The organism is Corynebacterium propinquum DSM 44285 (assembly GCF_000375525.1).
GTDB lineage: Bacteria > Actinomycetota > Actinomycetes > Mycobacteriales > Mycobacteriaceae > Corynebacterium > Corynebacterium propinquum.
The window spans coordinates 68,710-88,417 of record NZ_AQXC01000008.1 but is presented as its reverse complement, the minus strand read 5'-3'; the positions used below and the strand labels follow the sequence as shown (position 1 = coordinate 88,417).

At 57.8% G+C, this 19,708-nt stretch carries 18 protein-coding genes; 7 read left to right on the top strand and 11 right to left on the bottom strand.

Translation table 11 applies throughout. From position 1 onward, the window contains the following. Positions 1 to 4 precede the first annotated feature (4 nt). Genes B142_RS12290 through B142_RS0107905 form a run of 6 tightly spaced genes read right to left on the bottom strand, consistent with a single transcriptional unit; the run spans position 5 to position 10,093 of the window. A complete protein-coding gene (locus B142_RS12290; protein WP_018121012.1) occupies positions 5 to 1,246 on the bottom strand; it encodes a potassium channel family protein in 1,242 nt (413 codons plus the stop codon). Positions 1,247 to 1,257: 11 nt separating this feature from the next. Beyond that, entirely contained in the window at positions 1,258 to 4,788 is a 3,531-nt protein-coding gene (locus B142_RS0107925; protein WP_018121011.1) for an ATP-dependent helicase, read from the bottom strand. Then, complete coding sequence (locus B142_RS0107920; RefSeq protein WP_026167960.1) at positions 4,781 to 8,092, bottom strand: ATP-dependent DNA helicase; 3,312 nt, start codon at positions 8,090 to 8,092, stop codon at positions 4,781 to 4,783. The genes B142_RS0107925 and B142_RS0107920 overlap by 8 nt, the downstream gene beginning before the upstream one ends. A gap of 3 nt (positions 8,093 to 8,095) precedes the next feature. Continuing rightward, entirely contained in the window at positions 8,096 to 8,851 is a 756-nt protein-coding gene (locus B142_RS0107915; protein WP_018121009.1) for a hypothetical protein, read from the bottom strand. Between the two features lie 8 nt (positions 8,852 to 8,859). Continuing rightward, the gene (locus B142_RS0107910) at positions 8,860 to 9,807 is read right to left on the bottom strand and encodes a DUF3152 domain-containing protein (RefSeq protein ID WP_018121008.1); all 948 of its coding nucleotides are present in this window, start codon (positions 9,805 to 9,807) and stop codon (positions 8,860 to 8,862) included. A 58-nt stretch (positions 9,808 to 9,865) separates the two neighbouring features. Next, positions 9,866 to 10,093, bottom strand: coding sequence for a DUF3107 domain-containing protein (locus B142_RS0107905; protein WP_018121007.1), 228 nt, complete (start codon positions 10,091 to 10,093; stop codon positions 9,866 to 9,868). 235 nt (positions 10,094 to 10,328) lie between these two features. Here B142_RS0107905 and B142_RS0107900 point away from each other — a divergent pair, with 235 nt between their 5' ends. Next, positions 10,329 to 11,678, top strand: a complete 1,350-nt coding sequence (locus B142_RS0107900; RefSeq protein WP_018121006.1) for a DEAD/DEAH box helicase — start codon at positions 10,329 to 10,331, stop codon at positions 11,676 to 11,678. Beyond that, entirely contained in the window at positions 11,678 to 12,976 is a 1,299-nt protein-coding gene (locus tag B142_RS0107895; protein ID WP_018121005.1) for an Rv3212 family protein, read from the top strand. The genes B142_RS0107900 and B142_RS0107895 overlap by 1 nt, the downstream gene beginning before the upstream one ends. Before the next feature lie 18 nt (positions 12,977 to 12,994). Here the strand turns inward: B142_RS0107895 and B142_RS0107890 are convergent, their stop codons facing one another. Next, the gene (locus tag B142_RS0107890; protein WP_018121004.1) at positions 12,995 to 13,444 is read right to left on the bottom strand and encodes a hypothetical protein; all 450 of its coding nucleotides are present in this window, start codon (positions 13,442 to 13,444) and stop codon (positions 12,995 to 12,997) included. A 491-nt stretch (positions 13,445 to 13,935) separates the two neighbouring features. Between B142_RS0107890 and B142_RS0107885 the strand changes: the two genes are divergently transcribed. Beyond that, positions 13,936 to 14,196 (top strand): WhiB family transcriptional regulator, encoded by a 261-nt coding sequence (locus tag B142_RS0107885; protein ID WP_018121003.1) that lies wholly within the window; start codon positions 13,936 to 13,938, stop codon positions 14,194 to 14,196. 158 nt (positions 14,197 to 14,354) lie between these two features. After that, positions 14,355 to 14,432, top strand: a complete 78-nt coding sequence (locus B142_RS14275; protein ID WP_375544301.1) for a 50S ribosomal protein bL37 — start codon at positions 14,355 to 14,357, stop codon at positions 14,430 to 14,432. Positions 14,433 to 14,621: 189 nt separating this feature from the next. Here the strand turns inward: B142_RS14275 and B142_RS12285 are convergent, their stop codons facing one another. Together B142_RS12285 and B142_RS12280 are read right to left on the bottom strand one after the other, a co-directional pair. Beyond that, positions 14,622 to 14,990 carry a hypothetical protein gene (locus tag B142_RS12285; RefSeq protein ID WP_018121002.1) on the bottom strand — a complete coding sequence of 123 codons (369 nt, stop codon included), beginning with the start codon at positions 14,988 to 14,990 and terminating at the stop codon, positions 14,622 to 14,624. After that, a complete protein-coding gene (locus B142_RS12280) occupies positions 14,990 to 15,694 on the bottom strand; it encodes a sigma-70 family RNA polymerase sigma factor (RefSeq protein WP_018121001.1) in 705 nt (234 codons plus the stop codon). Before B142_RS12280 ends, B142_RS12285 begins: the two co-directional genes overlap by 1 nt. Positions 15,695 to 15,734: 40 nt before the next feature. Here B142_RS12280 and aroA point away from each other — a divergent pair, with 40 nt between their 5' ends. Together aroA and rsgA are read left to right on the top strand one after the other, a co-directional pair. Beyond that, positions 15,735 to 17,024 (top strand): 3-phosphoshikimate 1-carboxyvinyltransferase, encoded by a 1,290-nt coding sequence (gene aroA, locus B142_RS0107870; RefSeq protein ID WP_026167958.1) that lies wholly within the window; start codon positions 15,735 to 15,737, stop codon positions 17,022 to 17,024. Further along, positions 17,025 to 18,065: a ribosome small subunit-dependent GTPase A gene (rsgA, locus tag B142_RS0107865; RefSeq protein WP_018120999.1), complete on the top strand. Its 1,041-nt coding sequence runs from the start codon at positions 17,025 to 17,027 to the stop codon at positions 18,063 to 18,065. 81 nt (positions 18,066 to 18,146) lie between these two features. Here the strand turns inward: rsgA and B142_RS0107860 are convergent, their stop codons facing one another. Together B142_RS0107860 and B142_RS0107855 are read right to left on the bottom strand one after the other, a co-directional pair. Next, positions 18,147 to 18,653 carry a DUF6912 family protein gene (locus tag B142_RS0107860; RefSeq protein WP_018120998.1) on the bottom strand — a complete coding sequence of 169 codons (507 nt, stop codon included), beginning with the start codon at positions 18,651 to 18,653 and terminating at the stop codon, positions 18,147 to 18,149. A 1-nt stretch (position 18,654) separates the two neighbouring features. Next, positions 18,655 to 19,065: an HAD family hydrolase gene (locus B142_RS0107855; protein WP_018120997.1), complete on the bottom strand. Its 411-nt coding sequence runs from the start codon at positions 19,063 to 19,065 to the stop codon at positions 18,655 to 18,657. Between the two features lie 164 nt (positions 19,066 to 19,229). Between B142_RS0107855 and B142_RS0107850 the strand changes: the two genes are divergently transcribed. Beyond that, the gene (locus tag B142_RS0107850; RefSeq protein ID WP_018120996.1) at positions 19,230 to 19,685 is read left to right on the top strand and encodes a hypothetical protein; all 456 of its coding nucleotides are present in this window, start codon (positions 19,230 to 19,232) and stop codon (positions 19,683 to 19,685) included. Positions 19,686 to 19,708: the final 23 nt, after the last annotated feature.

Genomic DNA, 19,708 nt, shown 5'->3' with positions numbered 1-19,708 from the left:
TCCTTTACGCGTTCTCGCCGGATTGTTGTTCTTTCATCTCGCGTTGTTCATCGATGTGGCGGCCGTGGCAATCCCAAGTACCATCGATCGATTCTCTGATCTTGGTTTCTCTGGATGGCTTTTCTTTGGCCGGTTTCGCCTTGGCGCCAGCGCGCCCCAGCTCATGTTTTTCATTCTGCTTTTTGCGCTCGGCTTCATCGCTTTTGCGGATATACAGCAGCCGGTCTTGACTATGCAGCTCCAGGGTTTCATCCATATCGACGCGGTAGATGCGGTCGTTGCGGATCACGCTAAGCACAATGTCGGACAAGTGTCGTGGGTTCGCCCCGATCTCGTACTTGGCAACGGGGCGCTCGGCGATAGAAAACCCTGCCGACGGCGAGAGTAAATCATCCATGATCTTGACCACCGACGGTGTGCTCGTCGACAAGCCCAGCAAACGCCCGGCAGTTTCGGAGGAGACCACCGTGGAATTCGCCCCGGATTGCAACAATAAATGCCGGTTTTCGATCTCGCGGACAGCTGCCGAGATTTTTGCTCTCTTATTCATTTCACGCGCCGACAATGTCGCCAACACGTTGGTGTCATCGCTGTTGGTGGCCACAACAACGGTTTTTGCACGCTCGATACCGGCGATTTTCAACACATCAGATTTCGTGCCAGAACCTTGCACGGTCACTACTTCTTGTGCCTCCGCAACACGCAAACAGGAACGATCCGGGTCCACGACGACGATATCGCGAGCCCGCGTGCCATCATCCAGCAAAGTTTGCATCGCGGATTGTCCCTTCGTGCCAAAGCCAATGATGATTGTGTGGTCGTGCACGTGCTTTCTCCATTGTTGAATCTGGAAGGTTTTGCGTGAGCGCTCCGTCAGCACCGACAACGTCGTGCCCACGAGCAGAATCAGGAAGGCGAGCCGGGCTGGGGTAACCAGGATGATATTGGTCAACCGCGCCCCGGTGCTCACCGGAACAATATCGCCATACCCTGTGGTGGTCAGCGAAATAGTCGAATAATACAACGCGTCGATGAGATTGAGCTTCTCGTTGTAACCGTCTTGCCCGATATAGACGACAGCGGCGATGGCAAAAACGATAGCTGCTGCCAGCATGAATCGGCGCAGGATCAGGAAAAACGGGTGCGTCCGCATGCCTTCGGGGATGTGAATGACATCCTCTAAGGCGTAGTTCGGCAACGAAGTCAGCTCAAACCGCTGGAGCTTCGCTCTGATTTTTCCACGCATTGTTGTGTTCTCTAGTTTCCTTTGGAATCGCTATGACCAGTGCCGTCTGGTCTATTTTCGCGTTCGAGCATGGTCGCGAGCTCGTCGGCGTCCGGTAGTTGTTTCGGTTCGAAGGTGTAATTATCCATAATGTAGTGGAACGCTGCACGCACTGGTTTATCAGTACCGCTGATGCGCTGCCATGCTTCACGATAGACCGATAACTGGATAACTGCCGAACGCATCTGTTCTCCCTGCGGTGGCCTGCCGGTTTTCCAGTCGACGACCATCCAATACTTCCCCATGTCGAAAACAGCGTCCATGCGTCCGCGCACCACAGACGTACCCAGGCTGAATTCGAAGCCTTGCTCAACATTCGTCGGCGTTTTATCTGCCCACGCACTAGCGAGGAATGCTTCTTTCAGTTTTTCGAAATCCGCTTCGACGGTTTCCTCGTTTCCTGGAAGCTCAGTTTCATCCAAGATCGCGTTGGCGCCGTATCGGTCTTCGATCCATTGGTGGAAAGCAGTACCACGTTTGGCATAGGCATTAGGTTTAAACGGCACTGGGCGACGCTGCCTGCGTGCAAATTGGGTTGGATTATCGCGCAGTGCGACTAATTCCGAAGCGGTAAGCTCGCCAGGGATTTCCACATCGACCACAGGAGCTGCCAAAGCCTGGTGCTCTTCGATCAGTGCAGTGGTTTCGCGTTCCCACAGCGAAAATAATTCACCACCGAGCGCCGGGATCTCTTCTTCCGTGCCTAATGCTTCCATCGCTTGCTGCACCAGCTGTGCCCCACGACGAACTTCATCACGTGGGCGCACCGATGGGAATTGTGCTGTGGTGTCGTCTTCGCTGCTGTCGTCTTCTGCACTGGAGTCTTCTATGCTGCTGTCTTCAGCCCCGCCTAACGAGTCTTGATTGGCTGACAAGCGTTGATCACTTGGCACATCCGATTCGTTTGGCTCGTCCGGTTCGTCGGTGGCGAGTTTCCAATTGACGATTTGTATGGGTGGTTCGGAAACAGCATGGTTTGTACCAGCACCGTGTGGAGCAGCCGCCGTTTGTTCTGCAAGCTCGGCAGCTCGCTTGCTGGCATAACGGTGCATTTCCGCAAAGTGCTCATAGGGATCTTTTTCTGAGCCCGTAATAACCAGCTCATCTTCGGCACGTGTCAATGCAACGTAGAACAACCGGGCATTTTCTTCCGCATCCACGGCCTTTTGTTCAGCAATGAATTCTTTGCAATTATTTTCGAATTCTTTGCGGTCTTCTGCTTCATGCAACCGTGGCCAATCATGATGCGGGGTATGCGCGGCATCGGTCAAGAAAGTCCGGGTCTGTGCCTTGTAGGTGGAAGTATCAGCGTGGCAGACATAGACCGAGGAGAATTCCAGCCCCTTCGCTTTGTGCGCAGTCATGATCTGCACGCGGTTCGTCGACTTCGGCGTCTCACCTGGCGCTAACGAATCTTCGTGTTCCCGGGCCAGCTCAGCATAATCCAGCCACGCTTCCAACGGCTCTCCATCAAACTCGGCAATGGCATCCAGGGCCTTATCTAAGTGCACTGCCCCATCGCGCCGCTGCGTCAAGACTTCCGTTCGCAGGTGGAAGGTCTCGATGATGTCGGCGAATAAATCGCTGAGAGGTTTACCCAAACAATAAGTGCGCAAGTACCGCAGCTTCGATGACAATTCGGTGATGCGCACCAGACCATCCTCGGAATAACGATCCAGCTCCCCGAGATCTGCAATGGCATCCGTGATACCCACGGTATGGTCGGCTTCTTCTTCCAATGCCGCAGCAAGCTGAGCTTCCAAAATATCTTCGGGCAGCTGCGGTTCCTCTTCTACATTCTCACCTGCATCGTCGTGCTCACGCAGGCGGCCAGCCAGGTTTTTCGCACGCGCTGCCAAAGCCTTGATATCCACCATGCCCAGCCCCACTGCTGGACCGGCGACGATACGCAACGCAGCTGCCATATCTTCCGGGCGGATCAGCATGGTGGCAACTGCCATCATGTCTGCGACTTCCGGGATCTCGAGCAGGCCACCCAAACCAACCACTTCATAGGGCACACCGCATTGTTCTAGGGCTTCTGCGATCACGCGGGATTGTTTGTTTTTGCGCACCAGCACGGCCGCGGAAAACCGTGCATCCGGATCATGCTCACGTCGCAACAGATACTCGCGGTATTTCTCCGCCAGGTTTCCGGCAACCCAATCGATTTCTTCTTCTGCGGTTGGCCAATAACCAAAGCGGACTACTCCCGCGCCAGCCCCGGCGCGCGGTTCTAGCGGTGCAACCGGGCGCTCTGGGCCTGATCCAAGTACGGCATGGGAGACAGTGTTGGCGATATCCAGCACCGTCGACGGATTACGCCAGGAAGTGGTCAGTTCCTTGCTTGGAGCCGGGCGTGTAGCGGCAGCAGTCTCCTGTGGCGATTTAGCTTCGGGTGGCTCAGCAACTTCGGGTGACTCGGCAGCAACGGGAAAATCGTGAGTGAACATTGCCAGATTTTCTGCAGTGGCTCCGCGCCAGCCGTAAATTGCCTGCATCGGGTCGCCCACGGCAGTCACGGTCAAACCTTCGTGTGGGGTGGTGCCAAACAGATTGCGCAATAACACGCGCTGTGCATGCGAGGTGTCTTGGTATTCGTCCAGCATGACAACTTTTGTTTGCCGACGCTGCGAGGCCCCCACCGCCGGGTGTTGCTCAGCTAAGCGGGCTGCAGCAGACATTTGCTGGGTAAACGTCACCGCATTGCGCTCAACCAGTTCGTGTTCCAGCTGCTGAATTAGTGGCAAAAAGTCGACCCGGACTTGCTGGCGAGCAATCCAGTTTTGGACGTCTTTATTGAGGTTTTTTCGTTGTTTTGGCGCGCGTGGCAAGTTTTCCACCTCGGCAAAAGCGCGTGCGCATTCCCGAAAATCCTCAGCGAAGCTCAAGTTATTAGCCATGCGGTTATACAACTCCAGCAGCTCGTCCACGATGCTGGATTCTTTTTTCTCGGTTTCCAGCGTGCCCTCGTAATTGCGCACCACCGATTGTGCGAGCGAGACCAAATGAGCCTGGGTAATCAGCCGAGCGGTTGGTTCCACAGGTAATAACAAACCGTATTCACGCACCAAATCTCCGGCATAGGAGTCATACGTGGACACCCGTGGAGCGATGGTTTCCAGGTTCGCACGCAGACGCCCATCCGGATCGATTTCCGGCAGCCGTGGGGAATCACGTAATACTTGCAGGCGGTCGCGGATACGTTTAGCTAGCTCTTGCGATGCTTTTCGGGTGAATGTCAGGCCGAGTACCTCTTCCGGCAGCGCATAGCCATTGGCAACCAACCAGACCACACGTGCTGCCATGGTTTCAGTTTTACCGGCTCCGGCACCGGCGACCACCAGCAATGGTCCAGGTTCTGCGCCGATGATCGCTGCTTGCTGCTTCGTGGGTGCGAAGCGTTGCCCCAGAATTTCCGAAAGCAACTGCGGGCTGATATCACCGGATCGCCCCGAATTCTGCTCGGATCGAGCTATATTCTGCTGAAGCTCATTAGACATTGGTGATCACATCCCCTTCTGCTTGCGCCGGGCACACCGAACGCAACGAACAATAAGTGCAATTCTCGGACGGCCGGGCAGTTACCGTCGGGCCCGATAGTTCATTGATGAGTGGTGGTAGTTGCGCGTGGAATTCGCGTAGTTGTTCCTCATCCAAACGGGCTTGTTCCCTCGTTCCTGCTGTATTCGTTCGCCCCAGTGGGTACAACAGCATCGCCAGACCAATTTCCATGCCATCGCCGGTGATCACACGTACCTGGTGCGCGCCATTCGCAGCATGCCCAGCACCTGCTTTCTCACCGCCGACTAGCTTTCCTTTGCTCAGAGCAAGTTGGTACGCGCTCAGCTGGGGATTCTTCGCGGTATCCGCTTGGCTTGGTAACCGCGATGAGGACGACGTCTTCAAATCCACAATGACGTAGTTGCCGGAACCATCGTGTTCCAACCGGTCGATCCTGCCGACGATACTCAGCCCCGGCTCAATTTCGACAACGACATCAACTTCGCTGCCGACGAATTCCAAGGCCTCACGGGTACTGGCAATCCACGCGTTGCTGCGTGTGAGTAATTCACGGAAATTTTCATGCTCCCGCTGCCGTTGCCAGGCTGGGCCGTGGTAGACGCTGCGATAGGCTTCTTCGGTTTTCAGCTGCGCCCATTCAGCATCCACGCCGTGCCCGACCGCTTCGAAATACGCATGCGCCATGGTTCCTTTCCGCATCGCATCCGTCGTTGTGGAATCGCCAAGCTTTTCGACGACTTCCCGCATTGGACAATCCAGCAACCCCTGGATTCGTGATGGGGATAACCGTGTTTTCGCTGGCCTTGGAATCTCCCCGGCCACCGTTTCGGTAGCTGCCCACCACTGTGCCGGATCTGCCCCCGGTACACCGGCCGCGGCCAAGCGCGCTAGCTGGCGGGCAGCCTGCTGCGTTTCTTGTTCACCGGCTTCCGGGTCACACACCACCCGACGCAATTCGGCAACTACCGATGACACAGACAACAAGCGCGGCACCGTCACGCCGCTCACGGCAGAGCCGGATCCCGGCGCTGCCGCGGAATCAGCATCCGCACCAGATTCTGCATCATAGGCCTCGCCTGCTTCCTGTGCGGCACCGCGTAAGGCTGCATCTTCGTCCTGTGCGCTGGCAGCAGAAACGATCTGCTCGGGCACTAGATCAAACTTTGTGCACCACGCATGGAAAAACCGGGACGGTTCAATGATTTCGTCGGCATGCGGAGCATAGACTGCCGTCACAATCTGTTGGCTTCGAGCACGGCTGGTGGCAACACGGAACAAACGGCGCTCTTCACCCAACCGGTCTGCCGCATGCGAGACATAGACGTCGGGATCAATGCCCGCATCCAAGAAATCGACGAGGTCTTCTTGGGCGAAAAGGGAACCGGTCTCAGATAGATCAGGCCAGCTGCCTTCTTGCACGCCGCTGACCACCACGGTGTCCCATTCCCGTCCGATTGTGCCGTGCGCACTCACAATTTCTACGGAATCCGTGCGCGAACCACGCCGTTCACGAACCCCGGTGGGCAATTCTTGTTCCGTAATATGCTGCACGAACGTCTCTACCGAGGCCTCCGGGCGCCGCTCAACAAAATCGCCTGCGGCATCGAACAACGTCATCACCGCGTCCAAATCCCTATCCGCCTGCGATCCGGCGGCCCCACCGCGCAAGGCGGTCGCTGACAGCCTGCCTGATAACTCCGTCGCATCCCAGACTGCCCAAAGCACATCTTCGACGCTTCCACCCCGCAGCGCTTGCCTGCCTGCTTGGATCACGCTGCGGATGCGCAGCAAAATATCGATCTCGCGTTGCGTTAATAGCTCCGCAAAATCTGGTAACTCAGCATCACTGCCCAGCAAGTCCACCAAGCTATCGACGCCGCGCTGTTGAGGGTTAAACCGGCGCAAACCACGAATCAACCGGCGTAAGGTCACAGGATCTGCCCCACCCACAGGGCCGAGTACCAACTGTTCTATTTCTGCACGACTGAGATCTTCATGCAGTGCTCGAATCCCCAGCAAGAGGTGCGACACGACGGGTTGTTCTGCCAGCACGGTATCGGTGGGGCTGATGTATACCGGCACCCCCGCTGCCAATAACGAACGGCGAATACCACCCATTTCCGCGGTGGAACGGACCACCACGGCGATATCAGACCAGGCCACGCCGTCGTCCAGATGGCGGCGCCGCACCGCATCAACCACCGCCGTGGTGTTATCCGTCCACGATTCGGCCACGAGCGCTCGCCGTGTGGGGCTGCGGTGCATAGCGCGTAGCTCTACCAACTGATCTGCTGGGAATTCGTCGAAGAACTCACTGCTGGCGCCACGGAAATGAAAAATGGCGTGGTCTCGGTTACCCCCGACTACTGCAAGCTCTGCGCCATCGATAAGAGCACTCAACAGTTGCCCCGCTGTGGGATCCAACAGCTGTGCATCGTCAACGATGACGGTTTGCCATGGGCTGAGTGCGCGGATCTCATCTAAGTTCTGGGAGACTTCCGCCATGAGTTCTGCGGCCGAAAACCGGTAGGTGCCTTCCAGCTCCATCATGTGCGTGTATTCCCGGAGGAATTGCGCCGCGGCGGTCCACATCGGCCGATCATAGCGACGCCCCAGATCTTCTAATTGCTGGGCCGAAACGCCCCGTTCCACAGCGCGCAATAAAAAATCGCGTAATTGCCGCCCAAAACCAAGGTAGGTTAACGCGGGGCGGACATCGACGGGCCAGTCCACGGACCCTGCCTCGGCAGCGCCTCCTGCGGTACCCAAACCAGTAGCGCCCAGACCAGTAGGACCGGCCGAATCAGCAGCGTCAGCCTCCCCCGCGCCAGTGACAACTTCTGCACCCGCAGCAGCATAATCTTCTGCCTGTAAACGCAGGATCTCGCGCATCATCGCATCTTGTTCTGCACCGCTGATAAGGCGCAGCGGTAAATCTGTCAGCAAACGTAACAGCCCAAAAGCCACCGAGTGGACGGAACGCACCAGTGGGCCTTGGGAATAATAATGCGAGACTCTTTCCGATAATTCCCGCCGCAACCGCGCCCCGGATTCTTTCGACGGTGCGATCACGACGATGCCGGATGGGTCCTGCCCCGCCGCTAAACACTTCTCGACGCGCTCGACGGTGGTGTCTATCAAAAAAGAAGACACCCCGGAACCAGCCGGGCCAGTGACTTTCCAGCGACCGCTGTCGGGCAGGTCCCTGCCCCATTCACGTGGTTGAGCTTGCTGGGTGTGCGCGACCAGCCTGACGTCCGGGTTCGGGTGTATTCTCGTCATGCACTACAGCATGGCATACGCCCGTGACACGAGAAGGTCTTCAACCCGGTTAATATGCGAACGTGTGTTCGCTTTAGCGTCGGGATGCAGGTTATTAACGTGCCGACGATAGGCCACCGCGCGCAGCAGCAACTGATCCATGTCTCGAATGTGTGCAAAGCGATCACAAATTGCATCATCGACCACGCCGGCAACCAGGCCATCGACAATAGCCAATGCACACGTATAGCCCACGGGCCGGGGTGCGGCCGTCGGTACCAGATCCACAATCACCGGCGGCAGCAGGTAATGGTAAATCGTTGCCGCCAACAAATCCGCATGCCCGACACAATAGGCGGTATCAGCAGACAAGTCCCGGTAAGGCTCACCGGTTTCTTGCCAAGCAGCCGCTTCCGCACGCGCAAAAATATCATCGCGATTAGCCGTCGGCGCACTGACTTCCCGCAGACTAGTGGCAAGCCGAAGCCCCAATAAAGCGGTTTCGTCTACCCGCCGCAGCAGCTCACCTTGGCTCCACGCACTCGCTTTCCATCCGGCAACTGTGTAGCGTCCGTCCGTCGACAAGATGGGGCGGGCAACACGCGCCCCCTCCACCGATAACCCGGCGCGCACTTTGGCGGACCACAGGGCAGTTGGCGCTGCTTGCGAAAGCACCATGTCACCAATTTTGGTTCCGTTATCCCAGGCATGGCCGAGTGGAATCGGGGTTTCTGCTGGGGTCTGAAACGCCTCGCAGACGTGATCGGGTGGCACAGGCATGAGTAGTGTTAGGTCTCTTTCTCCGGTTCGTGCAGGGCATCGAGCGCAGCACCGTCGGGAAGCGGGCGAGGATACGGCCACGGATTCGGACGGCAGGTATCCGGATTATCCGGATAGACTTCTTCCGGGTTCAACTGAAACAGTTCCGAATTTTGCAGGCTGATGGTTTGTTGCATCATTACCGGCGCGAGGTTGCCCTCCCCGGTACAAGCCTGGTGATGAGGGTAACCAATAGCGTGGCCGACTTCGTGGTTAATCAAATATTGTCGGTAGGCACCCAAATCGCCTTGGAACGGGGCGGCGCCACGCACCCACCGGGATTCGTTCAGCAATACCGTCGAACCACCCGTGATGGTGGTATGGCACGAGGTTTCTAATTCTAAATCCACCCCGCACATGTCCGCGGTGGTGGTGACAGACGCCAAAAGGATACGGGTGTCAGGGTCTTCTTCCGGTCCCACGTGCACAAATTTGAAAGCGGGGTCATAGGTCCAGCCACGTGGATCTGCCAGTGTCGCATCCACCATGCGCGCTATCGCATCATCGCCGCCATAGGGCACGGTATCGAGGCCTTCTTCTACTTCGACGGTGTAACGAATAGTCTTTTCTGCACCGTGGCCAACCTCCTGGCCGGGCGTGCCGACGGGGCGGAATTCGCCGCTGCCGTTGGCGGAATAGGTACCACCGGCCGGCAATTCACGCAGACCAAGCTCAGCACGTGAGGCAGTGCCGGGATCTGGGCCAGCACCGAGTTCACCATCTGATTCCTCGTGTCCGCCGTGCCCATCATGACCGCCGGATCCGGCAGCACCGCGTGCATGCTCCCGCGAACCAGCGTCATCGCCGCCACGGGAGACGTCGACAAGCACCGCGGCCGTGATGATCAGCACCACGGCTATGATCCCCATCTGCCACCAGCCATAGCGGCGCACATAATGCTCGAGTTTCTTATTCATCTACACCTGAATCAATACCGCACCTGCAGCATCGTATTTCCTACAGCAGAGTATTTATTTAGGCACCGCCAAAGCCGACGACCGGCTGTTCGCCGCTACCGACCTCGACATACGCAATCGCATTGGTGCGCACCAGGTACTTGCGGCCTTTGGCATCCGCCAATTCGACGACATCATCGGCTTTACCCAATACGTCTTTAACGAGCTTCACTGCTTCTTCATGGGAGAGCTCAGAATTAATCACCAGTTCACGAGGCGATTCAATCAAACCGATCTTGATATTCATACGCTTGCTATACACCTTTCGATTGCTATCGGTTGTTATCAGCATGCAATCCATACGCCCGAAACGCTTGCAGTGCATCCCTCACAGTGAATCCACAATGCCAACGTTTCCAGCACACTGCATGCGTTGTCCTGTGCCATATCCTAGTCAAGTTCGCGCGCATGCACAGTCCGCACCCATGCACGATCCAACACGCTGTATATCTATGCCCGTCCATCCGCGTTAGTATTAAGGAGTGTCTTCCCGCAATACTTCCCCCCAGTCAACGACGCCCACGTTTGCACAATTGGGCGTGGCTGCGGAAATCTGCGAGGCTCTTGCCGACGACAACATCCACCACGCCTTCGCGATCCAAGAACTTACCCTGCCGCTGGCATTAGACGGCAAGGATCTCATCGGTCAAGCCCGTACCGGCATGGGAAAAACTCTTGGATTTGGGGTTCCGCTGCTGGACCGAGTCTTCGATGACGCGGATATTCCCGAACTCGACGGCACACCGCGTGCGTTGGTGATTGTGCCCACGCGTGAATTAGCAATCCAAGTCGGTTCTGATCTCACGCGCGCCGCGCGGCACACCCCGGTGCGCACACTCACGATTTACGGCGGCAGCTCCATCGACAATCAGATCAGCCAGCTCGAGCGCGGCGTCGATGTCGTCGTCGGTACTCCTGGGCGTTTGGTAGATCTTGCGCAGCGCGGCAACCTGGTGCTGCACCACGTGGCTATCTGTGTGCTTGACGAGGCCGACGAGATGCTGGACCTGGGGTTTTTACCGGATATCGAGCGTATTTTCCAGGCTCTCCAACCTAAGCCCGCCCCGACGTCCGCACCCCACAACCGCCGTTTACAGACCATGTTGTTTTCGGCGACGATGCCCGGCGAAATCAAGGCTCTGACCCGGAAATTCCAGCACAAGCCCATCCATATTCACGCCGAGGACCCTACGGCAACCGCCACGCATACCAGCACCCGGCAGGTGGTTTTTCAGGCCCACCAACTGGACAAGCTCGCGGTGGTGTCCCGGATCCTGCAAAGCCCGAGCCGCGAACAAGCAGTGGTTTTTACCCGCACCAAGCGCTCGGCCGCATTTTTAGCCCAGGATCTCGCGGAGCTCGGTTTCGGTGTCGCGGCTGTCCACGGTGACCTTAACCAGCCGCAACGGGAAAAGGCCTTGCATGCTTTGCGTTCTGGTGCTGTCGACGTGCTCATTGCCACTGATGTTGCCGCACGCGGTATCGATATCGATTCGATTACCCATGTCATCAACTATCACCTTCCCGACGACGCCATGACCTTCGTCCACCGCATCGGCCGGACTGGGCGCGCGGGCAAAACCGGTACCGCAGTGTCGCTGGTCGGGCTGGAAGAAATCGGGAAATGGCGCGTGATTAACGATGAGCTTGCCTTGGGCCAGCCGCAGCCTCCTGAGTGGTTTTCTACTTCGCCAGAACTTGCCGACGCCTTCGACCTGCCCGCAGGCATCAGCAATAAAGTCGGCGCCCCCACGACAGTCATTGGGGTTGATCCGAAAAGACACCGCGACCAGGCCCAGCTCCGTAAGCCGCGACAAAGGTCACGCCGTTGATGGCGCTGCAGTCGACACGCCTGCTGCGGCGTACACGCACTGATGTGGTGGTCATCGCAGCACTGAGCATCATTTCGGTTGCCGCGGTGCTGATTGTGTATGCGGGCGCATCAATCCGCAATAGTGAGGCGATTGTTGCTGAACACGCCTATGAGCCACCGGCACCGCGTGAGACCATCCCGGAAGAATTTACCGAGGTTGCACGCCTGCATTCTGCAGCGCTACCGGGCGATGCTCTGGAACCTGCGGTCGCTGCGGCGGCAGCACCGGTAGTCGCCGCAGGGTTGGTCATTACCTACGAGGAGCAGGACGGACGCCACATTGTCCGTGCATACGCACCAGAAACTCTTGCCGACGATCATGAGCAGCCTAGTTCAGCACCCGACCCGTACTGGGAGTATTCCCGCGAGTATCCGTTGTGCAGCATCGCCGCTGCGTGGGATTCTGTAGTGCTGACGTATCGCAACGCTGCAGGCTGCGGCGATGTCGTCGCGCTCGATGCTGCGACGGGCAACTACGATGCGACCCGATCTGCAGTGGCACCGGACGAGGTTGCCACGATTCGTTCCAATGACCGCGTGGGCACGGTTTCGCCAGAGCGCGTCGAATTATGGCGTTCGGATCTGGTGCGCACGGTGGAATACGGCGCAGTCGAGGCTCCGCAGGAACCGGGCAGCCAACCGTATGCGCAGTGTACTATTCATTCGGCGTTGACCCGCACAGAATTACTGGCAGTCGTCGAGCATTGCCCGGACGATACCGATCACAGCGTGTTGCGCCTGCAGCAAGCAACCCCGGAAGACTCGCGCGTGCCAGAAATCGATTCCAGCATCGGGCTGGAACATCCCAATGCACATGTGGTAGCGGTGGGCCAGGAAGCTGCGGCGGTCTATATACCTGGTGAAAAACCAGAACTGATGTCTTTTCACAGCGACGGCACACGCACCAGCCAGCGTCACGTCAAACCGGCTGCCCCGATACAGGCTTTTTCTGCCGCAGCAACCGCTGATCTTCCACACCACATGACCTGGTTCGACGGGCACCGCCTCTACTTCTTTACGCCAAATGAACTGGCGGTCGAGCACATCATTGACCCAGCTCTGGGGACCGGAGTTGCCGTAGACGGCAAAGCGTTGGTCCCTACGGAGTTCGGCATTAGCGTGGTCAATTGGAATACCGGCGAGATTGAGCGCACCATCCCGCTGGATCGCGGGGATTATGACGGGCCGGTATCACTCGCAGTGGCGGGTGAGCATCTCGTCGAAAAGCGTGGCATCGAGCTCGTGGTTCTGAAATAACGCAGGCCACCTGCACGGTTAGCCACGGGAGTGGTGATGCAGCTCCATCCACGAATTCGATTGTGGGTGGAAGATCATCATCAATGCGATCAGTGCCGAGGCGAGAATGAAGATGCCGAAAAACACGGCTCCACCGGACATCATCTGAAACGACGATGCCGCGAGTATTACCTGCAATAAGACGATGGGCCCACGTCCCCAGCGTTTACCCCGATATTGTGAGACCGCTGCGGCGACGATGGTGCCGAAAATAATGAAGATGAATCCAGCGGTGCCCGCCCCGATCCAATTCGCGGAGGCAGCATCGGATACTACGCTGTCGTTTTCCGCGTTAATGATTCTGCGCCAGATCAACACGGCAGCAAAAATCAGCGCGATCGCGGACTGCACCACCGCAATCAACGACGCAAACTTCATGGTTGCAGGTGGCTGCAGTGGTGCTTCTGGCTTTTCCGACGATGATTTCACGCCCCGTATTCTACAGTTTCGCTACGCGAGCGACACTATGATTTGACGAAACATTATTGGCAACTCTTTTCACGATTATCGCATCTGCGCAGTTCACCGTCGGCAAGAAAGCTGTGAGAAGGCTGAATATTAGCGATTTACACCATCATTTTGTGGTTAAACATTCATTACTAATACATGATTTAACTCACTATTTACTCCCGACCCCTAGCATTCATCTTTTATTCATGTCATTATTCGTTCATAGCGACAACCCAGGCCGCTAACCCGGCACAACCCCGGACGATGCCCAGCGCATCGCAACAGTTAGTTGCGCACAAAGCGCAGCTTCCGGGCGCATGAACACGCCCGGCACCAACCGGAGTGCGATCCCAGCCGGTAGCACCGCAGAGGTTTTCCTGAAACAGGTTTTCCTCAACAGGTCTTCCTCACTGAGAATTCTCATGGATTCCCATTCATTCCCCCGACTGCAACCACAAGGAGTACACAGAATGTCTGATTGGCGCCACGAAGCAATCTGCCGCAACGAAGATCCAGAACTGTTTTTCCCAGTTGGCAACTCCGGCCCAGCGCTGACCCAGGTGGCGAAGGCAAAGCTGGTGTGCAACCGCTGCCCTGTCACCAATGATTGCCTGCAGTGGGCCCTGGAAACTGGTCAGGACGCCGGCGTCTGGGGCGGCATGTCCGAAGAAGAACGCCGCGCACTCAAGCGCAAGCGCAATCGGGGACGCCGCGCCCGCGTCAGCGCCTAAGGTCCATAGCTGAAATTCCACGGCGTAAGGTCCACCGCCGCCTAAAGTCCACGGCCTAGGATCCTTAGGCAAAGCAACTACCTACTGGTCTACCCTATGTGCAGGATTGGCTAGTATAGTGTGGGCAGCCCGTTCCTATTGAATAAGGAGTGATCACAATGAGCAAGCGTGGTCGTAAGCGTAAAGACCGTCGCAAGAAAGGCGCTAACCGCGGTAAGCGTCCAGGCGCTGGCTAACAGCCGAGCGCTCTAGCTGCCCGTATCCGGTATCGGCCTGAGTGTTGTACTGGGCCCTAGTGTTGTACTGGGCTTAGAGCCGCTGGAGCGCTGAGACAAAAGAAGAAGGCATCACCCTGCACCTCGCGGGTGATGCCTTCTTTTACTGCTTGGCTGCCGAAAATTCCGGGCCGCTAATACCCTAATCCCCTAATACCTGCGTCGGCTGGTGCGCACCGTCGTTTGCTCCGTGCGAATTGAGACGATAATCCGCTCCCGGAGGCTCCGCGGCGCGGTATCGTCGGAGCCTTCATCGACCGCGGAACAACAGCGATTGAGCAACGCACGGAACCGTTCTTCTTGTTCCAGCCGCTTATAACACAGCTCGCACGAGGCAAGTTCCGCCCGAGCGTCCTGCAGCTCTGCGGAGTTCAGCGCACCATTTTCCGCGCCGTCGATGAGCAACCCCACGAGGTAATTAACTCGCTGGGGGCTGCACCCGCAGGGCGCGTACGTTTCTCCACCATAGCTGTCTGCATCGTGATTGTCCGCACTCTCATGCGCATTCCATCGTTGCATCAGCGCTCACCTTCTTTGCTGTTCGCTGCTTTGTCAGCCGATTCTTGCACTGCTGCCTGTGCCGCGGCAATGCCATGATCGGCGGCCACTTCCTTTAACGCTTCGCGCAGCTTTTTTCTTCCACGATTGAGCCGGCTCATCACCGTTCCTAGCGGAATATCCAGTACCTCGGCGATTTCTTTGTACGCCAGGCCCACCACATCGGAGTAGTACACCACGCGCCGGTAATCTTCGGACAGATCATTAAGCGCCGCGGCAATCGTGGCATCGGGCATCGCAGCGAGTGCTTCGACCTCCGCAGAGACCAACCCGGCAGAATCGTGCTCGGAGCTGGTGTAGAGCTGCCCATCAGTGAGTTCATCGGCGCTGGTTTGTTGCGGCTGGCGCTGCTTTTTGCGGTAGCTGTTGATATAAGTATTGGTCATGATCCGGTATAACCAGGCCTTCAGGTTGGTGCCTGGGGTGAACTTTGCAAAGTTCTGGAAACCTTTGAGGTAGGTTTCTTGCACCAGATCCTCCGCGTCTTGCGGGTTGCGCGTCATTTTCAGCGCCCCGCCATACAGCTGATCCAATAATGGCAGTGCGAGTTCTTCAAATCCGGTGTTTGCCGATGCGGTGGCGCTTGCCGACGGTTGCTGGCTGGTGTGCTCGGCTGTTCGCACCGACGCACCGGCTGCCGGTTCGTCGTAAAGCTCCGCTCTCATCCACGTATCCTTTCCGGCGCTGTCTATTATCATGGCGCTTATGAGCAATTTCTGGGCTGCCCCGTATGCCACGCACCCGGTTTCGCATGTGCAGGCGATTCCAGGGTCAAAATCTTTGAGCAATCGCGCCTTGGTACTGGCTAGTTTAGCTGATCGCCCCTCGACGATTCTGCGGCCGTTGCACTCGCGCGATACCCAGCTGATGGCGCAGGCTTTGCGCGCGATGGGCGTGGGTGTCACTGAGTCGCCAGAGGCCATCACCGTAGAACCGGCCCCGCTGCAGCCCGCCACCATCGACTGCGGTCTGGCTGGAACGGTCATGCGTTTTTTGCCGCCTCTGGCGGCGCTTGCCGACGGCACGGTGGCCGTTGATGGCGACGAACAAGCCCGGGCCCGCCCAATTGGCCCGCTGCTGGATGGCCTGCGTTCCCTTGGCATTGCGGTGGACGGCGAGCATTTGCCGTTTCGCATCATCGGCTCTGGTATCCCGGCTGGCGGCGTCGTCGAGATTGATGCTTCTGCTTCCTCGCAGTTTGTTTCTGGTTTGTTGCTCTCGGCGGCTCGTTATACCGACGGGGTGACGGTGCGTCACGTTGGTGATTCTTTGCCATCCATGCCGCATATCACCATGACCGTGGAGATGCTGCGTGCTGCCGGGGTGCGCGTGGATGTGTCCGAAAACCAGTGGCGCGTCCACCCAGGCCCGATCCGGGGTGGTACGTGGGAGATTGAGCCCGACCTGTCCAATGCCACACCATTTTTGGCCGCCGCTGCGGTAACCGGCGGCACCGTGACCATCCCGCAGTGGCCAGCTGCCACTACCCAGCCTGGTGCTGAGATCCGCCCGATCTTGGAAGCAATGGGCTGTGAGGTCGAGTTTATTAGTGCAGAACAGGATTCAGCGGAACATACTGCAGCTGGCGAGTTGCGCGTGACTGGCCCGGCCGACGGTCAGCTGCGCGGTATCGACCTGGATATGGGAGATATCGGCGAGCTCACCCCCACCGTCGCCGCTCTGGCAGCGCTGGCCAGCACCCCATCAAAGTTGTACGGTATCGCCCACCTGCGCGGGCACGAGACCGACCGGCTGGCCGCGTTAGCCACCGAGATCAACCGCGTGGGTGGCGATTGTGCAGAACGTGCCGACGGCTTGCTCATCCGTCCGGCGCAGCTGCATGGCGGGCAATGGCACTCGTATCACGATCACCGCATGGCCACCGCTGGTGCGATCATCGGCCTGCGCGTTTCCGGTATCGAGGTGGAAAATATCGACACCACAGCAAAGACACTTCCGGGTTTTGCCCAGATGTGGGAAAAGATGGTGTCGTAGATGGCCAGGCGAGATTGGGACGAATCCGACGTCAAAACCCGCCCTGGGAAAGGCTCGAAGCCGCGGACGAAAAACCGGCCGAGCCACAAAGATGCGGTGTTCGGGATGGTCATTGGCAAAGACCGCGGCCGCTGGACCGTGGCGTTGGACGATGGCCCGGATGTCGTGTGCATGCGCGCCCGCGAGCTCGGCCGCACCCCGATTGAAGTCGGTGATCGCGTCGGCGTGGTCGGTGACACCTCGGGGAAAAAAGATACCCTGGCGCGCATCGTGAAACTCGCCGAGCGTAGTTCTGTGCTGCGGCGCACCGCGGATGATACTGACCCTTATGAGCGCATCGTGGTCGCGAACGCGGATCAAATGCTGATCGTCACGGCAGTGGCTGATCCCCCACCGCGCACCGGGTTTGTGGAGCGCGCACTCATCGCCGCCTTCGTGGGTAATATCAGACCGATTTTGTGTTTGACCAAGACAGATCTTGCAGATCCCAGCGAGTTTGCCGCACAATTTGCCGATTTGGATATCACGGTGGTGTGCGCGGGAACTTCCGACGAGCTCGACGAAGTCTCGCAGCTGGTGGCAGGACGCCGAACAGCGCTCATTGGCCACTCGGGCGTCGGCAAGTCCACCCTGGTCAACCGGCTGGTTCCGGATGCAGACCGGGCGACCGGCGAGGTATCTGCTATCGGACGCGGCCGCCATACTTCGACGCAATCGGTGGCATTACGCCTACCAGAAACGCTTGCCGACGCGCGCGGGGCTTCTCAGCCAGCTGGCTGGTTGATTGATACCCCGGGCATCCGTTCGTTTGGTTTGGCCCACGTGGACGCCGATACCGTGTTGGAGGTTTTCGACGATCTCGATGAGATCACCGAGGAATGTCCGCGTGGGTGCTCACATAGCGGCCCGCCCGCGGATCCAGAATGTGCACTCGACGATATCGACGAGAATGATCCCAACCTTGCCGCCACCCGCAACCGGCGGGACGCCATGCGTCGCCTACTAGAGGCGCTGCGCAGCAATGTCGACTGGGAAAACTAAGCTCCCGGGGCTACAGGCCTACAGGCTCCCCGGGCGAAAATCCCGCGGCGGAGTTCCCGAGCGAAATTCCCCGGGAAAAAATTAGTTGCTTAGCTGCACTAAGGCATTGAGCTCATTGGCGTCGTAATAAGCCATCAGGTTGTCTTGCGCATCGCCAACGGCGAGTTCGGCATCTTCGTCGCCCAGATCAGCAGCATCGATCAGTGCAATGGCTTTTGCTGTGGCTTCTTCGGCATCTGCAACATCCATGTGAATAGCGGCGAAATCCCGCACGTCAATCACGGCTGGATCCAGCTTGATCACCGGCTCACCCATCTCCGGGTCCGGGGTGCAGGACGCATCTGGCACATCGGCGGATATCACCACACGGCGGTGCGGCAGCTCAGAATCGCCGACGGTCAGCAGCCGCAGCGAAGCCTCCGCCGCAGAATCAAAGGCCACCATGGCGATTTCTTCTTCCTCACCAGAATCAAAAAAATCGCGCAAGGCGTCGGTCACCGCGAAAGCCCAACCGCCTTGGGCTGGGAATTCGCCGTCTTCGGCGCATTGTTTGAGCAAACTGAACGTCGCGGGCAGATAAATCCGCATTTTAGAATTCTCCGTCAATATCGAAAATGGCTTGCACTTCCACCCCGGAGCGGTCGAACTGGGTATACAGCACGCCCACCATGCCATAGCCGACAGAGGCGCGCACGTTATCAATGCCGTCGTCGACCATGACGCAGTCATTCAATGGCAAGTCCATGGCGGCAGCGGCGTGCTGGAACGCGCCCATCTCAGGCTTTTCCATGCCAATTTCTCCGGACAGCAGCACAGCATCGACGATGCCGCGATATTCCCATTCCCGGATCGATTCTGCCTCCGGCCCACCGGGGTGGTTCGACAAAATCGCGGTGGCAACACCGTTGGAGCGGGCTGCACCTAATAGGTTGCGCCAGCGACGCTGGTCTTCTTCGGAACCGTCTAATACTCCCGTGTAGTCCAGGATTAGTCCACGCATATATTTTCTTCCTTTTGCCCGATTTTTTCGTTCTACTTGCCCTACGCACTACCCTAGTTTTCGGGCAGGTATGGCATTTTTCTCCATACTTCCACACAGGCCGCATTCGGCCAGGCACACTGGACACAATACCTGTTTCAGTAGTATTCCGGGGGAGGGATTTCATGCTCGCTGCAATACCGGGTTATGCGCACCTGCGCGTATATATTCCAGACGAGCCCGACCGCAATCCAGATACCAGCGAGACCGATATCGATGTTTTGCACCAATTTGCACCGTTGCTGCAAATAGCGTTGGAGGTGCTAAGCGGGTTGCGTCCTGAGCACCAGATCCGTACCAAACGCTTCGGGCCAGCGGTGCGCATTCATATCGGCGCGCAACAGCGCAAGGCCCGCGCCGAACACAACAAGGGATTGTCCGGCAAGGGATTGTCCAGCACAAGATTATCTGGCCCAGTGGCGGTGAAATCACTGCACAGCAGGCCGTCGTCAACACAGCCGGATAGCTGGGAGTTGTTCGGCACTGCACTCATTGGGCCCGCGAACTCCCGTTCCCGCTACGGCTTCACCGCGGTGTGCGGGAACGAACAATTGGTCAGCTTGCGGGTGCTGGCTGCTTAACCAGTCCGGCACCCTTCCGCGTG

What these genes read in the sequence shown, in the direction of transcription:
- B142_RS12290 (WP_018121012.1), bottom strand. Translation starts at nt 1,246, where the DNA reads ATGCGTGGAAAAATCAGAGCGAAGCTCCAGCGGTTTGAGCTGACTTCG.
- B142_RS0107925 (WP_018121011.1), bottom strand. Translation starts at nt 4,788, where the DNA reads ATGTCTAATGAGCTTCAGCAGAATATAGCTCGATCCGAGCAGAATTCG.
- B142_RS0107920 (WP_026167960.1), bottom strand. Translation starts at nt 8,092, where the DNA reads ATGACGAGAATACACCCGAACCCGGACGTCAGGCTGGTCGCGCACACC.
- B142_RS0107915 (WP_018121009.1), bottom strand. Translation starts at nt 8,851, where the DNA reads ATGCCTGTGCCACCCGATCACGTCTGCGAGGCGTTTCAGACCCCAGCA.
- B142_RS0107910 (WP_018121008.1), bottom strand. Translation starts at nt 9,807, where the DNA reads ATGAATAAGAAACTCGAGCATTATGTGCGCCGCTATGGCTGGTGGCAG.
- B142_RS0107905 (WP_018121007.1), bottom strand. Translation starts at nt 10,093, where the DNA reads ATGAATATCAAGATCGGTTTGATTGAATCGCCTCGTGAACTGGTGATT.
- B142_RS0107895 (WP_018121005.1), top strand. Translation starts at nt 11,678, where the DNA reads ATGGCGCTGCAGTCGACACGCCTGCTGCGGCGTACACGCACTGATGTG.
- B142_RS0107885 (WP_018121003.1), top strand. Translation starts at nt 13,936, where the DNA reads ATGTCTGATTGGCGCCACGAAGCAATCTGCCGCAACGAAGATCCAGAA.
- B142_RS14275 (WP_375544301.1), top strand. Translation starts at nt 14,355, where the DNA reads ATGAGCAAGCGTGGTCGTAAGCGTAAAGACCGTCGCAAGAAAGGCGCT.
- B142_RS12285 (WP_018121002.1), bottom strand. Translation starts at nt 14,990, where the DNA reads ATGCAACGATGGAATGCGCATGAGAGTGCGGACAATCACGATGCAGAC.
- B142_RS12280 (WP_018121001.1), bottom strand. Translation starts at nt 15,694, where the DNA reads ATGAGAGCGGAGCTTTACGACGAACCGGCAGCCGGTGCGTCGGTGCGA.
- aroA (WP_026167958.1), top strand. Translation starts at nt 15,735, where the DNA reads ATGAGCAATTTCTGGGCTGCCCCGTATGCCACGCACCCGGTTTCGCAT.
- rsgA (WP_018120999.1), top strand. Translation starts at nt 17,025, where the DNA reads ATGGCCAGGCGAGATTGGGACGAATCCGACGTCAAAACCCGCCCTGGG.
- B142_RS0107860 (WP_018120998.1), bottom strand. Translation starts at nt 18,653, where the DNA reads ATGCGGATTTATCTGCCCGCGACGTTCAGTTTGCTCAAACAATGCGCC.
- B142_RS0107855 (WP_018120997.1), bottom strand. Translation starts at nt 19,065, where the DNA reads ATGCGTGGACTAATCCTGGACTACACGGGAGTATTAGACGGTTCCGAA.
- B142_RS0107850 (WP_018120996.1), top strand. Translation starts at nt 19,230, where the DNA reads ATGCTCGCTGCAATACCGGGTTATGCGCACCTGCGCGTATATATTCCA.